The following is a 15,352-nucleotide window of genomic DNA, read 5'->3' as shown; positions in this document are numbered from 1 at the left end:
ATCAAAAAACAATAAGTATGTCAGTAATGGTGCGGGTAATTGCACTAAAATATTCCAGTTGATCTGTTCGGTATTAAAAATGATATAAAACGCTACGATCTACAGCAACACACAATGAATTGCGCTATTCAGGTTCATGAATCGTTAGTGTATGTGCAATCCTATGAAGCAATGCTAAATCTAAAATTTCAATTTTACGAAAAGCCACTTTGAGTACGCCTAGTTTTTCAAGCTCTTGAAGGGCTTGATTAATGGTTTGTCTAGAACAGATCAGCAGTTGTGCAAGTTGCTCTTGAGAGAGGTGAATAGATCGTTGCTCAATCGTAATATGATTGCCATAGCCATTTAAAATAAACAGTAGACGCTGTGCTAAACGTTGGCGGATATTTTGAGTTTGAATTGAAATCAGTTCTAAAAATGCAAAACGAAGTTTTTGGCTGGTGAGCTGTGCTATATGAAACCAAAACTGTGGTTGTTCATTGAGTAAATGTTGAATACTGCGGCTTGGCCAATGTAATACTGTAGTTTTTTGCAAGGCAATTGCATCATGCGAGCGGGGCAGTTGATCGACTAATGATATTTCACCAAACCACATGATAGGTTCAGCAATGGCTGCTACGGCTTCTTTACCTTGAATATCAATATAGCCTAAGCGTATAGCACCGTTTAAAACAGCATACATGCCATTAAAGGCGTCACCAGATAAAAAGATATTTTGGTCTTTATTAAACTCAAGTAATTGACTATGTGTCGCAATATATTGCTGATGCTCTGGACTGAGCTGTGCATACCAATAGTTATTGCTGAGTTGTGTCTGGTACTGTTGATCTAACATTCTGGTAAAAATCCATTTATTTTTATCAGTTGTCGGTTATACGACAACTTGGCTTGTACTCTTTTTATATAGTGAAATCATTACTCGTACAAGGATGCTGGCGATGACTAAACTTGAAACCTTACTGAGCCAATATGCGGCTTATCATTTAGATCATAAAAATATACTGACGCATTTTGTGGGTATTCCTTTGATTGTATTTTCAATTATTTGTTTAACAGCACGTGCAGGCGTCATGATTTCTGGTCTAGAAATGACGTTGGCATTGGTCATTATGGCATTAAGCATTTTGTACTATCTGAGCTTAGACCGTATTTTCGGTTTCATTATGTTGCTCGTGTTTGCCCTGATGTATCCATTGGCACATAGCATTGCACAGTGGGGTTGGGTTGCTTGGTTGAGTGCAAGTATTGGAATATTTGTTGTGGGCTGGGTATTTCAATTTGTGGGTCATTTTTATGAAAAGAAAAAACCCGCTTTTATGGATGATGTAATTGGCTTAGCCATTGGCCCATTATTTGTATTGGCCGAAATGGTGTTTATGCTCGGTTTTAGAAAAGACATGGAACATAGAATGCTACAAGAAGCCCATAAGCAACGTGCATTGATGGATGCGAAGGTTGCGCATTCGGTGAGTGCGTCATAAAGTAAAATCTATAACAACTACATGTTAAAAAGGCTGATTTGAGATCAGCCTTTTTGGTGTTTGTAATTTAAGTTTATTTACGACTTTGCCACTTTGGCGTTGTGTTGTGCGGTATGAGCATCTTGTGTTGCTTTTTCTGCGCTAGCTTTGGCCTTTTGGGCACTTACATTGGCTTTTTGAGCCTCGGTTTTTGCGACTTTTGCTTCTGTTTTAGCAACAGCTTTTTCAGTTTTTAGGCTTTGTTTGTGTGCTTGTACGGGTTGAGTGGCAACACATTTGCCACCTTTATGATTTGCACCTGTGCCACCTGTGAGTGTGGTGCCTTTTGGGCATGCAAATGCTGTTGCACTGAGTACACTTAAAACACCTGCAGCGATTATTGTGCTTAATTTTTTCATTGCTTTTATCTTTATAACAAAGGGCGTTGGTGCCTAATATTTAAAATATGCCGTATTGGGTCGTATATCTGCAGCAGTTCTGATGTAAGTATGAGATAGCAATAGTGTGCCTATGTATTTTATTTTTGCTCTTAAGTTTGGTTTCATTTTAATGCTTTAAATATATACGGTTGTATATTGGTTCAATGTTTTATTTATATTTAAATCGTTTTGAATTCACATATATATAGGCGCTACACATGTATCGATTGAGCATACTTCCAATTTAATATACGCCGTATTTACCCACTCTGCTGATCATTTTCTCTCAATTGGCTTTTGTTAGTTAAAAGTTTGTCTTTGGGCTTCTTAATTGGTTTATCAATAGGCCATCTACTAATCTGTTATTACAAAAAAAGCACCCGAAGGTGCCTTTTGCAACGTATTTAAATTATACGTTAAAGCGGAAGTGTAAAACGTCACCGTCTTGAACGATGTAAGTTTTACCTTCTAAACGCCATTTACCTGCTTCTTTTGCACCCGCTTCACCATTGAATTGAACAAAGTCGTTATAAGCGACACATTCAGCACGGATAAAGCCTTTTTCGAAGTCTGTATGAATAACGCCAGCCGCTTGAGGTGCTGTTGCGCCAATTTTAACGGTCCAAGCACGTACTTCTTGTACGCCTGCTGTAAAGTAAGTTTGAAGGCCAAGTAAGCCATAGCCTGCACGAATAACCACGTTTAGACCTGGTTCTTCCATGCCTAAAGCTTCTAAGAATTCTGTACGGTCTTCATCTTCAAGCAATGAAATTTCAGCTTCAATTTGGTTGCAAAGTGGAACCACAATTGCATTTTCAGAAGCAGCTAAGTTTTTAACAGCTTCAAGGTGTGGGTTGTTTTCAAAACCATCTTCTGCAACGTTCGCAATGTACATGGTTGGTTTTAAAGTCAGTAGACCAAAACCACGAACCAATTTACGCTCGTCGTCATCTAGAGTTGCTGCACGTGCAGGTTTACCTTCATCCAGTAGAGGTAAAATTTTGTCTAAAACTGCTTTTGTTGCAATCGCTTCTTTATCGCCACTTTTTGCAGATTTAGCTAAACGAGTAACTGCTTTAGTTACAGTTTCTAAGTCAGCTAAAGCAAGTTCAGTGTTAATGGTTGCAATGTCATCTAATGGATCAATTTTGCCATTTACGTGAATGACATTTTCGTCTTCAAAACAACGTACAACGTGTGCAATTGCATCTGTTTCACGGATGTTTGCAAGGAATTGGTTACCCAAGCCTTCACCTTTAGACGCACCAGCAACAAGACCAGCAATGTCGACAAATTCCATCGTGGTTGGAATTACACGTTGTGGTTTAACAATCGCTGTAAGATTGTCTAAACGTGGGTCTGGCACAGGAACGATCCCTGTGTTGGGTTCAATCGTACAGAATGGGAAGTTTTCAGCAGCAATAGCAGCTTTAGTAAGAGCATTGAAAAGAGTAGATTTACCAACGTTCGGCAAGCCGACAATACCGCAATTAAAACCCATGAAATAACTCACACAGTGTTATATATAAAATTGCCGACGATTTTACATGAAAGCCATGACAAAGTCATGGCTTGCATAGGGGAGCATATAAGCTTTTACGGTGTTGTCTATATTTTACGTTTATCGAGCTGTGCAGCGAGTAAATCACCTGTGGCTTGTACCAGCATAACCAAAATGAGCCAAGCCAGCTTCTGGACTGGCATAACTTATATATTCGGCAAGCTTTTGCTGTGCAAGTTCATCGGTTTCAGCAGTAATTACACTAATACCTACCAATAGTTTAAGTTGATTTGGGTCGCGACCTTGGCTACGGGCTTGAGCTCGAATTTGTTCAACTTGCTGTTTTACTTTTGCGGGTTGGTCTGCACCAATAAACATCGCCTCTGCATGTTGAGTCGCAAAACTTAAGCCACGTGTAGAAGCGCCGGCTTGAAACAAAACAGGTGTGCGTTGTACTGACGGAGACACTTGGAACACCCTTTGGCTGTGATAAAACTGACCTTGGTGGTGTATTGCATGTACCTTGCTGGGCTGGGTAAATATACGCTGGGATTTATCTTTTATTATAGCATCATGTTCCCAAGAGCCTTCCCAAAATTTATAGCAGAGACTTAAAAATTCTTCGGCTTGCTCATAACGCAGGTCATGGTCTTGTAGGCCAGTTTGACCAATTAATCGCGCTGCACTGTCGAGATAACCTGTCACAATGTTCCAGCCAATTCGTCCTTGGGTTAAATGGTCTAAACTGGCAAAACGACGAGCAAATTGATAGGGCGTTTCATAGCTTAAATTGACGGTCACGCCAAAGCCTAAATTTTGCGTTACGGCAGCCATTGCTGAAACCAAAGTACTTGGGTCATGGCTAGGCAATTGAATGGACTCTTTTAAGGTTAAATCAATATTGCCCTGATAGACGTCGTATACGCCCGTAATATCAGCAATGAACAGCCCATCAAATAAACCTTGTTCCAGTGTTTTAGCTAAACCTGTCCAATAGCTAAGCTCATTGAAACGATGTGATTCATCGCGTGGATGTGTCCATAAGCCATGGTTGATATGACCCACACAATTCATATCAAAGGCATTTAAAATAATTTCTTTATCAGGTATTTGTGTCATTACAGTGTCCCTCGACGAGGTGGAAGTACACCGTTTAATACATAGTTTGCAATAAAATAATATTTCCAGCGTGAGGCATCATGTAGAGTGTGCACACGTGCATTACGCCAAAAACGGTCAAGACCATCACTGCGCTGACTCCCTCTGCTACCTGCGAGTTCAATTAATTTAGACGACGCCTTGAGGGCCGTATCCGTGCTATGTGCACGAACCTTAGCAACATCCAGTGAAGCTTTGGCAATATTTTCTACAGTAGGGTATGGTTTAGCGGCATCAATAGAACGCGCTGCTTGTTTAAGCAATACTTCGCTCGCACGGACATCTGCAACAATACGACCCAATTCAAATTTGGTGAGTGGATCTTCTGTTGCAGTATCTACACCTGAATCAATCCACGGGCGGGCTTGGCGTACACGTAGCAAGGTTTCCTCAAAGGCAGCTCGTGCAATGCCTGTTTCAATGGCTGCATGCATAATTTGAGCAAAAGGCCCGACAAGTGTAGGTGTACTAAATGCATCATCAAATGCAATCACATCTTCAGCTTTGACCTGTACATGGTTGAATTTAACCGTGCCACTGCCTGTAGTGCGCTGGCCAAAACCCGACCAGTCATCAATCAGTTCTAGTCCTTCACTTTCATGAGGAATAAAAGCAAGAAATTCACGGCCTTCAGCATTTTTTACGAGGGTTGGGATACGATGTGCAAATAAACTACCTGTGCAGTAAAACTTCTCACCATTGACTTCAAAGCCATCACTTGTAGCGCTAATGGCGCTATATTTTTGTGTGGAATTTTTGGTTTTAAACTCGGCCAAGGCATTGCCAAAGCGAGCACCTTTGAGTACCTCTGCATAGAGTTTTTGTTTTTGTTGCACTGTACCTGTATTGCGGAGTACTTCAAGGGCATAAAAGTGGTTCTGTGGAATTTGACCAATCGAGCCATCTGCACCACTCATCAGTGCAATAATACGCGCAACGGTATAACTTGATACCTCAGCACCGCCGTATTCTTTAGGTACGGTAATGGCCCACAGACCTGACTGGCTGTAGCTTTCAATTTCATCGAAAGGCAGTTGTCGATCTGAATCTCGTTGAATTGCATTGTGCTGAAATTGCTCAGCTAATCGAGTCGCAATTTCAAGTGCTTCCGCATCTGAACGAATAATATGGGCATTGGCTACAGAATTGGATTGAAAAGAAACAAGGTTATGAAATGAGGTCATGTTGAGTCGTCCTTTAAATCCAAGCGTGGCGGGCAGGGAGTTTATTGTTAAGGTAATAATCCCCTAAGGCGTGTAATTTCCAACGGATCGGATCATGTAAGGTATGCACACGTGCATTACGCCAATGCTGATCGAGTTGATGTGCGCTTAAGCTGGAACGGCTACCGCCTAATTCGAGTAATTTTTCGGATATCTGTAAAGCCGCATCATTGGCATACACTTTGGCTTCTGCAACCAAGATCGATGCCTGGGCTGCTTGTTCTTCTGTAATATGAGTTAATTGATCAAGTCCATCTAGATATTCAGCGGCATCATCCAAAAGTAAAATCGCAGCATCTAAGAGTACTGCCGACTTACCTACCTCTTGTAGGGTGTAATGTTCTTCACTGGCTTTTTCCACTTGTGCATCGACTATTGGTCGAGCACGTTTTACCGCGCTGATGGTGTCGGAGAAGGCTGCTTCAGCAATACCCACATCAATAGCAACTTGTAGGAGCTGTGAATAAGCACCACGATAACTCGGCTGTGTGGTGAGTTTACGTTCATCAAAAATTAAAAATGGATCAACAACAACTTGATTGAGTTTAATCGTGCCACTTGAGGTTGTGCGTTGTCCAAAACCGTCCCAATTGTCGATGACTTCTACACCTTCAGCTTTGGCAGGCAAAATAACCAATACCACATGACCTTCAGGATGAATGGCTTTTACGGCTAACCAGTCGGCAAAACTACTGCCTGTAGAATAGAATTTTTCGCCTTGCAAAATGTAATTGCCATTTTCAATATCTAATCGAGTATTGAGAGTTTTACTGTCTTTGGTATTACGCTCTGGGCCACCATTGGCGAGTCTTTTGCCTTGCAGAATTTGATTAAAAATAAAGGTCTTCTGTTCTTCTGAGCCCATAATATCCACCAAATTAAGTAAGCTAATTTGGTTTTGCGGGATTTGACCGACACTCGAATCCGCCTGATTCAAAATACGAAATACATGTGCCAAAGTTTTATTTGAAATGAAGGCACCGCCGTATTGCTTGGGTATGCGCATGGCACCTAAGCCTTTTTGGCTAAAGAGTTCAATTTCAGCAAATGGAAGTTGACGCTTTTGATCACGAAGATTACGACCTTCTAAAGCAAAGTCGGCTACGTGGTAGGCCGCTGTAATTGCATCTTGGTCATTTTCAAGAATATGTACATTATCGGCAGTTAAACGAGACATAAGAGCACCTATATTTAATCTCCAAACGCTAACTGCTCTGATTGCAATAATTAAATGTGAGTTTTCGATGACCTTATGCAAAAAAGTCCTATGAATTTATCCTGCTGAATTTTTTAATTTTAAGTATATATTAAGTATATGAAATATATTGAATTTAATTATTTATTAAGAGTTTTTAACAAGCGGTATATATTGAATTTAGATATTCATGCGATAAAATCGTATAAAAATAAATAACTTTAGTGACAAAACATTCAGCAATTTGGAAAAAAAGTTCATTGTTTTTGAACGAGGCAGTGTCTAAAGTATCTGACTAAAATACTTGTCCGCATGGATTGGGTAAGACAATAAATTTTGGAGTATATATGCGCACCTTATACCAGTTTCCTTTATCGCATTTTTGTGAAAAAGCACGCTGGCTACTCGACCATAAAGAGCTTGAATATACTGCTCATAATTTGATGCCTGGTGTGCATCGTGCTTTTGCTCAGCTTAAAACAGGTCAAAATAAACTTCCTATTTTGCGTGATGAAGAATGTTGGGTTGCAGATTCTACGCAAATTGCACTGTATTTAGATGAAAAGTACCCAGAACATGGCTTGCTGAGGGCTGATCCTCAATTACGCACTCAAGCTTTAGATATTAATTTAATGTCAATTGAATTGGGGCAACATGTGCGCCGTTGGGGGTTGTCACATGTGTTGAATGAAGGTGGTGAGTCTTTAGATATCTTAATTGGTGAAAAAGGCTACTTACGCCAATTTGAAAAATACAGTAAACCAATTTTGAAAGCGATTATGTCCAAAGGCTATCAGCTTGATAGCGACAAAGTCGCGCAATCAAAAACACAGATGCAACAACTCATTGAACAGCTGAATGAAAAAATTATTGAGCAGGGTGGTCGTTATTTTGTTGGCGACCGCATCGGTTTAGCAGATATTGCAGTTTGCTCGATGCTTGCACCTATCTTAGAGCTTGCAGGTACACCGTGGGAAAAAGAATCCGAAGATTTATTGTCGGATGAGTTTAAAGACTATAAGGCCTACTTGCAGGAACTTCCATTAGGCCAATATGTACAACGAATATATCAAACAGAACGCAATGCACGGGTGGATTGGCGTGGTGTTTAATATGGTTATTACTTAAGATTTTGACTGTTTTACAGGTAAAGCAAACAGAATGCTGAAAGCGTATTAAAATTGATTTAAAGTATTGAAAAAACGCACCAGAAGGTGCATTTTTTTAATAGTACTTAGTGATGAATACTTTGCCTAGATAGCTTATACATAAGGCGTAGGTGTATGCAGATCTAGCACTGGTGCTGTCAAAGGTAATGTGGTGATTAATTCAGGAATGTTACCTGTTAATAAGCCAGCAATTTTCCCCACAGTTTCACACAGTTCAGGCGCAATAGATCCGAGGTCGATATGACCTAAACCACTTGCATTAGATAGTAGATATGAAAGGTTTGGTAAGCTAGTCGTTGTTGAGCTGTTGCTGTCGTGGCTTTGATCTGTAGATGGTTTGCTTAAGTTGCTCAGTAGGTCGCCCAAATCTGGAATATGTACGCTATCAAGTAAGTTGCTGAAATCACCTTTTTGATCCAGTACGGCAATGACTGGTTTCAATGAGTCAATGATATTATTGAGGTCGCTAGAAAGTGTTAACAACGAAGGGTTGTTCGTAAAGTCGATAATCGCTTTTAAGCTGTTCAGTAAGTTATAAACGGTATTCACAGTTGTAACTTGGTCAGTATCTAAACTGCCACTGTCTGCCAGTAATTTGAGTAAAGGGCTAATCCCTTTAATCACACCCGAAATAGTTTCTGGAATATTTCCTTCGTTGGCTTTGGTTAATGTTCCCACTAAGGTTGTTACGCTACCAATCACTGAAGGTAAAGCTTTTTGCAGAAGTGCCATGTCAATTTTGGAGTTACCTGTATCAATAGATGCAAGTAATGGCATTAATGCTTGTGTAGCACCTTTGGCAATATCACCAAAATCAAGATTGCCAGATGTTGCACTGCCTGCAACTTGAATAATCGGCTGTGCAATATCAATGATTTTACTTAATGTGCTCACAATTTGACTCACGTCAGTATTGCTACTAGCACCTGCTAAAATTGTGAGAAGTGGTTTAACCGCGGTAATTGCAGAGGAAACGCTATCCGATACATTAGCTTGCTTGTTGAGGCTATTGATTAAGGTTGTAATGCTAGTTACAACCGTAGGTAAAGATTGTAATAGTTGGCTTTGATTAATAGATGAAGTGCCATTTGTGGATTGAAGCAGAGGTTGCAGGGTCTGCATCAGCGTATTTATGGTATCTGTATTGAGCGTTGGTTTTGCAGTACTTGAGCTTAAGTTGGTCATTAAACTCATCAGCTTGGGCAAAGAACTAGATAAGCTACTGAGGTCAATGGTCATTGGTTTGTTGGTAATTGAACTGATGATGGAACTAATTGGGTTAATAATAGTACTGAGACTATTTTGAATACTGCTGAGCTGTGTATTTGAGCTAAGAACCGGACTAATTTTGGTGCTGAGTAAGCTAATTAATTTAATTGCCATTTTTTATTCATTCCTTGTTATTTTCTAATCTGCTTTATTTTTTTTGGGGTCTTGTAAAGCAAATCTTTTTTAAACTGATTCAATTAAAATGTAAAATATTGAAAAATCCAGTAAAAATGAAAAAAGAGAAGTTCATCACAAAAAAATAATCTGTATATTGTTCTAATTAACTGAAAATAAAAGAATCTGTATTTAGTCGGATGATTTAAAAATTCTGACCAATGGTATACAGATGTATCGTATTTAAAGCTGAAATTTGCATTTATCTACACGATTTACACTAAGGCACAATTACGCTATTTTTTATAAAAAGGATATTTGGGGATAAAAAATTCGACAAATATGGAAATAACTGAAAAATAAATTGGCATTTGTTACTTTCTTCTTTACATTAATTATTTATGTCACTTTTTAAGTGATTGTCGTACGAAAACAAAATAAATGTATATAAAGCTGTAGTTATGATGGAGCAAGGCATGGAATTAGATCGCTTTGATAAGCAAATTTTAGAAATATTAACCAATGAAGATCTGAATCTTAATGAATTGTCTGAGCGGATTAATTTATCAGTCAGTTCAGTCCATCGCCGTATTAAGCACTTGATTGATCAAAATATTATTTCTGGATTAAAACGAGAACTCAATTATCAGAAACTCGGTTTTAGTCTGCATGTGCTCTTGCAAGTATCATTAAGTAAGCATGATACAGACACCTTTGCAAAATTTCTAGAAGAGTTAGAAAGTATTCCTGAAGTGATTAATGCTTTTTTAGTGACGGGCCAATCTGCAGATTTTATTGTAGAAGTTGTTGCAAAAGATATGGAAAATTACAGCGATGTATTGTTAAAACGTATTGGAAAAATTGAACATGTGGTCGCACTGCATTCGAGTTTTGTGATTAAAGAATATGACGTATTTAATTGCACAGGATTGTTGAGCAAAGCTTAGTGACTTATCTTCATCTTATATGCAATAAATAAAAACGCGCCAATTGGCGCGTTTTTTTAGATGTATCTCGTTTTCAGCTTGATCAGTCGTCAAGTTGAGCAAGAACTTCATCCGTAAATTCAACGTTTGTATAAACGTTTTGTACATCGTCAAGGTCTTCAAACATATCGATCATTTTTACGATTTTCTTCGCTTGATCAACATCTGAAATTAATGCCTTAGTAGAAGGGTTCATTACAACTTCAGCGTTATCAGATTTTAAACCTGCAGCAGTTAAAGCATCTTGAACTTCACCAAATGTTTCTGGTGTTGTAATGACTAGAATTTCTTCTTCATCAACTTCAATATCTTCTGCGCCAGCTTCTAAAGCCACGTCCATGATTTTATCTTCTAAAGATACATCTTCAAAAGTAATCTCACCACGTTTAGTAAACATGTAGGCAACAGAACCTGCTGTACCTAAGTTACCATCAGTTTTTGAGAAGCAGTGACGAACATCTGGAACCGTACGGTTTAGGTTATCTGTCATTGTTTCAACAATAACAGCAACACCACCCACACCATAACCTTCGTAAGTCACTTCTTTTAGGTCTGCATTTTCTTCACCACCAACACCACGTGCAATTGCACGGTTAATAGTGTCACGTGTCATGTTTGCAACTAATGCTTTTTCGACTACTGCACGTAAACGTGGGTTAGAAGCAACATCGCCACCCCCTAAACGCGCTGCAGTAACGATTTCACGAATAAATTTTGTGAATACTTTAGCGCGACTCGCATCTTGTTTTGCTTTACGATGCTTTGTGTTAGCCCACTTGGAATGACCCGCCATGCGAAATATGCTCCTTGTAGATTGGCCTTATGCCTATCAAATTGTGCAAATTCTACCATAAGCACTTTTTTCTGATAAAGGGCTTAGCTTAGAGTTTTTAAACAATCAAAAATTTAGTTTTTAGATTCTGGGATAATAATATCCAATCCAGTATTTTCTTTATAAAGCTTTTTGAGTAAAGCTAAGTCATGGTCGAGTTCAGTTGGATAGATTTTTCCGAAGATCCCACCTTGTTTGGTTTTTGAATTAGCATACATTAATACAATGGGTACACCAGCGGCTTTAGCAATGTGCCAAAAACCAGTACGTATTGGCTTACGCGCTTCGCCACGCTTTGCTCGGGTCGCTTCAGGAGCAATGACCAAGTTAAATTCTGCGTTATTGGCAAAATGCTCAGCCATCTGAGAAACAATATCTTTATTCGCTTTACGATCGACAGGAATGCCCCCAATTGCATTGAGTAGAGGCTTGAAAGGGCCTTTAAAGAGTTCTTTTTTTATTAAAGTATGTATCTTGATGTTGTAGATGTTGAAAAGCGCTAGTGAAAGTACAGCATCCATCATTGATGTATGTTCAAAGCCAACAATCACTTGTTTTTTTTCTAGCACATCGGGTTCAACATGATAAGTCCAGCCTGCAAGCTTGAATGCAGACTCGCCAATAAATTTATTCAGCATGGGGTGTAAGAAGAGGTTGAAATAAAGTGCTTAATTTCTTCCTGTTTGAATCAACAGTCAAGAGTAAAACCGTATGCTTGATAATAATTTATGCGTGTTTTAATGACGTATTTCTGCCTGTTATTTAGAGTAAAAAAAAACTAAGTCAATAAATATTAATTCATTAAATATATTATTCGATATAAAAAAAAATATTAAAATGCGTGATTTTGCACTTTTTATTCAGTCAGATTCTTATTAGACTTTTGTCTTAGGTGTAAAGAATGCCTATGACAGATTTTATGGTTAAATTTTTTTGGAGACTGAAAAAAATGACTTTAATGAGCGTTTTGAGCTTTGCTCTAGCATTATTTATGTTAGTTGCTGTATGGTCTTTGATCGAAATTCAACTTGAATCTAAAAAGAAAGAAATAATTGAGTCTTAATTGTTCGATTTTGCTGAATGTTTAGAGAAGTGATACAGATATTCTTTTTATTTATAATTAAATAAAGTATTTATTATATATGTTTAATTAGACTTAAAATCTATTACTTAAAGAAAACAAAGCTTGCACATATAAAGAAATATGATTCAAAACCAAAGTCTGTTACTTATAAACAGTCGTTTTGATACTTTATAAATGTTTTGAAAATGTACAACAAGCGCGAAAAGTACTTGTCTTTTGAAACAATGTTAGATAGTATTCTTTTCGCCTGAACTTGTTGAAATATAACAGTTTCGGTATATATAGGGCCTATAGCTCAGTTGGTTAGAGCAGCGGACTCATAATCCGTTGGTCCACAGTTCAAGTCTGTGTGGGCCCACCATATAAAACAACCACTTACGTGCATTAATCGTAAGTGGTTTTTTTGTTTTTGCATTCTAGTAAGCAAATGGTAAGCAGCTTAAATCAACATTATTCTGTAAGCATCCGCTAAACCCCATAGCTATTTTTTAATTTGAGTTGGGTTTCCATCGGTGTGGAAGTAATTCTTCAATCTGGGTCACTTTATGTGTCGGCAACCTTTTCGGCACATCACTTAAATGGGCATGCGGATCCAGTCCATTCAGCTTTGCTGACTGAATCAGGCGTATGATATTAGCTGCTCGCTGACAACTGCGCATCGAGCCAGCAAATAACTAGTTATTACGTCCCAAGGCCCTGCAACACATCTGATTTTAGATCCCTTATGAAGCAATGCTTCTTATGTTGATTGGTAAGTTACTATCAACTAGATAGCGGCCAGAGTGCTTGCCAGTTTTTTAGGCTGTAGTTGATCCTCAGAGCGGTTAGGGAATTCGATAGCAGCGTCAGATGGTGTTGGTTGAGCCATTAATATAGTCTTGATTTGAGGTATTCATTAAAGCGTTCAACTTTACCTTTGGTCTGTACATAGTAGGGCTTACATATGCGGGAGCAAAAACCATATTTTTTTAACACAGTTGAGCTGTTAGGGTTCAAGTTTGGTGACTGATTATATTGTTGCAAGATATTCCCTTAAGATTCTGACCGTTTCTAGATATTCAAACTCTAAAACTTCTTGGTAGAGCACAACGGCAGGAATCCATTCAGGATAAACAGCATTTATGCGTTCGAGCAAATAAAGTTTATATAAGTCAAGAATACATATTCTAGGTTGTAAGCCGATACTGTAGTGTGAACTTGAGCTGTAAATATTTGCACATTGTATTTTTAGATACTACAAGTTTTTGATTTATTACCTTGAAATAATAAACCCTGTTTATACAGTGTATGGACTGTTACTTCTTGTGCTAAAGATAAAATTTTTTAGTATTTTAAAATGACGTTATATTAACTATTGAGTTGCTTTTAATACTACTATAGGAATATTTTACACTGCTGATAAAATATAATAATTAAACTCAATTGATATATTAATTTAACCTGTTATTGTAATGAAGTAGGTTAATTGTATGATAAATTTTTAATTATAATATTATTCTTTAGTGTATTTTGGTTTTAAATAATGATGTTTGAGGAATGTAGTTAAATAATATTATTGCAAAAAAATAATAAATATGATTATTTTATTTAATGGTATTTAATTTGAACAGTAAAATTATAATTTTTATATTTTTTAATTAAGTAATAGAAAGTATATAAAGAATTTTGGTTTGTACGATGGTTATGTAAGATGATTCTTCAGAACTGAGTGTTGTTAAAGATAGATGAGATTGATAGTCCTTTGGAAGGTACTTATTTTACTTTTGTGGTTCCATATTTTCGTCAAAAATATCTCATATAAATCAATATCATGGTTTTTATTCTGGGTTTTTGAAATCTTCTTTAGTGTTATGAAATCATAAAAAAGTTTCAGATGTATATGAATTACTTAAAAAGTTTAGTTTTATATAAATATATTAATTCAGATACATTAATCAACATGAAACATAAAGTTAAACAAATTACCGAAGATAGATTATTGCTATCTACTAGTGAAGCTGCTCGTTTATTAGGGTATGCAGAACAAACACTGCGTAAATGGGCATTGTACGAAAATGGGCCGATTAATCCTATTAGGCATGGGCGTAGTCTTCGTTGGAGTAAGGCGGAAGTCTACAAATTTGCTTGTGTCAAAGAAGAAGCCTAGAAAAAACGAGACAGTTTTTCTTGTTATTAATGTGATCCTAGACAGTATCGTGGACAACCAGCCCCTCTAAACTTTTAATATATTTCTGTTCAAAGGCTTCTGGACTTAACCAGCCGTTTTCAGAATGTCTTCTGACTCGATTGTAATAAATTTCAATATAGTCAAACAAGACAGCATTCGCTTCTTTTCGAGTCGAAAACACACTGCCATGTACCACATGACCTTTTAATGTATGAAAGAAGCTTTCAGTCACTGCATTATCCCAACAGTTTCCACGTCTAGACATACTCTGAGTACAATCATTTTTCAGTAACAGCGCTCTAAAATCACGACTACAGTACTGTGAGCCTTGGTCCGAATGAACCATAACACCAGTTGGATAACCCTGACGAGCCATTGCATAGTTAAACGTATCACACACCAACTGGCGGTCTATTCGATGGCTGGTTTGCCACCCCACGATACGACGGCTAAATAAATCTAGCATCACACATAAATACAACCAACCTTCTTTAGTGCGGATATAGGTAATGTCTGTTGTCCAGACTTTATTAGGCTGAGTAACTGTAAATTGGCGATCCAACAAGTTGGGTGCTGTAGGCAAACGATGGGTTGAATCAGTCGTATGCTTGTATTTACGTGCAATCCTTGAACCGTACCGGGTTTGTCGGAGACTCAGTATTCTGAGAGAATGTTCCGATGACCAAATTAAAATATACCCCTGAAATCAGAGAAAGAGCGGTTCAATTATTGATTGAATCTGAAAAAGACTATC

Annotated in this window: 14 protein-coding genes, 1 tRNA gene and 3 pseudogenes; 6 read left to right on the top strand and 12 right to left on the bottom strand. The window is 37.8% G+C overall.

Annotated elements, in window-relative coordinates; translation table 11 throughout:
• Positions 1-124 precede the first annotated feature (124 nt).
• Complete coding sequence (locus DYI81_RS12760; RefSeq protein WP_117007732.1) at positions 125-835, bottom strand: Crp/Fnr family transcriptional regulator; 711 nt, start codon at positions 833-835, stop codon at positions 125-127.
• A 103-nt stretch (positions 836-938) separates the two neighbouring features.
• Between DYI81_RS12760 and DYI81_RS12755 the strand changes: the two genes are divergently transcribed.
• The gene (locus tag DYI81_RS12755) at positions 939-1,481 is read left to right on the top strand and encodes an Mpo1-like protein (protein ID WP_117007731.1); all 543 of its coding nucleotides are present in this window, start codon (positions 939-941) and stop codon (positions 1,479-1,481) included.
• Positions 1,482-1,558: 77 nt separating this feature from the next.
• Here the strand turns inward: DYI81_RS12755 and DYI81_RS12750 are convergent, their stop codons facing one another.
• The 5 genes and pseudogenes from DYI81_RS12750 to DYI81_RS12730 all read right to left on the bottom strand — a co-directional run bounded on the left by DYI81_RS12750 (position 1,559) and on the right by DYI81_RS12730 (position 6,959).
• Positions 1,559-1,879 (bottom strand): hypothetical protein, encoded by a 321-nt coding sequence (locus DYI81_RS12750; protein WP_117007730.1) that lies wholly within the window; start codon positions 1,877-1,879, stop codon positions 1,559-1,561.
• A 430-nt stretch (positions 1,880-2,309) separates the two neighbouring features.
• Positions 2,310-3,401: a redox-regulated ATPase YchF gene (gene ychF, locus DYI81_RS12745; protein ID WP_117007729.1), complete on the bottom strand. Its 1,092-nt coding sequence runs from the start codon at positions 3,399-3,401 to the stop codon at positions 2,310-2,312.
• A gap of 153 nt (positions 3,402-3,554) precedes the next feature.
• A pseudogene (locus DYI81_RS12740) lies at positions 3,555-4,520 on the bottom strand (NtaA/DmoA family FMN-dependent monooxygenase); the annotation flags it as partial.
• A complete protein-coding gene (locus DYI81_RS12735; RefSeq protein WP_117007728.1) occupies positions 4,520-5,743 on the bottom strand; it encodes an SfnB family sulfur acquisition oxidoreductase in 1,224 nt (407 codons plus the stop codon). The pseudogene DYI81_RS12740 and the gene DYI81_RS12735, both read right to left, overlap by 1 nt.
• 13 nt (positions 5,744-5,756) lie before the next feature.
• On the bottom strand, positions 5,757-6,959 hold the full coding sequence (locus DYI81_RS12730) for an SfnB family sulfur acquisition oxidoreductase (protein WP_117007727.1): 1,203 nt from the start codon (positions 6,957-6,959) through the stop codon (positions 5,757-5,759).
• A 365-nt stretch (positions 6,960-7,324) separates the two neighbouring features.
• Here DYI81_RS12730 and DYI81_RS12725 point away from each other — a divergent pair, with 365 nt between their 5' ends.
• Entirely contained in the window at positions 7,325-8,089 is a 765-nt protein-coding gene (locus DYI81_RS12725) for a glutathione S-transferase family protein (RefSeq protein ID WP_117007726.1), read from the top strand.
• Positions 8,090-8,239: 150 nt separating this feature from the next.
• Here DYI81_RS12725 and DYI81_RS12720 read toward each other — a convergent pair whose 3' ends face one another.
• A complete protein-coding gene (locus DYI81_RS12720) occupies positions 8,240-9,529 on the bottom strand; it encodes a hypothetical protein (RefSeq protein WP_117007725.1) in 1,290 nt (429 codons plus the stop codon).
• 476 nt (positions 9,530-10,005) lie between these two features.
• On the opposite strand from DYI81_RS12720, the gene DYI81_RS12715 reads away from it, so the two are divergent.
• Complete coding sequence (locus DYI81_RS12715) at positions 10,006-10,476, top strand: Lrp/AsnC family transcriptional regulator (RefSeq protein ID WP_117007724.1); 471 nt, start codon at positions 10,006-10,008, stop codon at positions 10,474-10,476.
• 82 nt (positions 10,477-10,558) lie between these two features.
• Here DYI81_RS12715 and DYI81_RS12710 read toward each other — a convergent pair whose 3' ends face one another.
• Together DYI81_RS12710 and DYI81_RS12705 are read right to left on the bottom strand one after the other, a co-directional pair.
• Entirely contained in the window at positions 10,559-11,308 is a 750-nt protein-coding gene (locus tag DYI81_RS12710; protein WP_106986667.1) for a YebC/PmpR family DNA-binding transcriptional regulator, read from the bottom strand.
• A 113-nt stretch (positions 11,309-11,421) separates the two neighbouring features.
• Complete coding sequence (locus DYI81_RS12705) at positions 11,422-11,985, bottom strand: 1-acyl-sn-glycerol-3-phosphate acyltransferase (protein ID WP_106986666.1); 564 nt, start codon at positions 11,983-11,985, stop codon at positions 11,422-11,424.
• Between the two features lie 263 nt (positions 11,986-12,248).
• Here DYI81_RS12705 and DYI81_RS17950 point away from each other — a divergent pair, with 263 nt between their 5' ends.
• Positions 12,249-12,410: a hypothetical protein gene (locus DYI81_RS17950; protein WP_155687858.1), complete on the top strand. Its 162-nt coding sequence runs from the start codon at positions 12,249-12,251 to the stop codon at positions 12,408-12,410.
• Between the two features lie 305 nt (positions 12,411-12,715).
• Positions 12,716-12,792 (top strand) — tRNA-Ile (locus tag DYI81_RS12700).
• 127 nt (positions 12,793-12,919) lie between these two features.
• On the opposite strand, the pseudogene DYI81_RS12695 reads toward DYI81_RS12700, so the two are convergent.
• Both DYI81_RS12695 and DYI81_RS18120 read right to left on the bottom strand, forming a co-directional pair.
• A pseudogene (locus DYI81_RS12695) lies at positions 12,920-13,310 on the bottom strand (transposase domain-containing protein); the annotation flags it as partial.
• A 3-nt stretch (positions 13,311-13,313) separates the two neighbouring features.
• Positions 13,314-13,720 (bottom strand): annotated as a pseudogene (locus DYI81_RS18120) (hypothetical protein); the annotation flags it as partial.
• 590 nt (positions 13,721-14,310) lie between these two features.
• On the opposite strand from DYI81_RS18120, the gene DYI81_RS12690 reads away from it, so the two are divergent.
• The gene (locus DYI81_RS12690) at positions 14,311-14,577 is read left to right on the top strand and encodes a helix-turn-helix domain-containing protein (RefSeq protein WP_023013345.1); all 267 of its coding nucleotides are present in this window, start codon (positions 14,311-14,313) and stop codon (positions 14,575-14,577) included.
• 37 nt (positions 14,578-14,614) lie between these two features.
• Here DYI81_RS12690 and DYI81_RS12685 read toward each other — a convergent pair whose 3' ends face one another.
• A complete protein-coding gene (locus DYI81_RS12685; RefSeq protein ID WP_276310166.1) occupies positions 14,615-15,286 on the bottom strand; it encodes an IS3 family transposase in 672 nt (223 codons plus the stop codon).
• Positions 15,287-15,352: the final 66 nt, after the last annotated feature.

This window comes from Acinetobacter sp. SWAC5 (genome assembly GCF_003419885.1).
In the GTDB taxonomy this organism is placed as follows: Bacteria; Pseudomonadota; Gammaproteobacteria; order Pseudomonadales; family Moraxellaceae; genus Acinetobacter; species Acinetobacter cumulans.
Note: the sequence above shows the minus strand (reverse complement) of the source record. Positions and strands in the feature narration are given on the sequence as shown.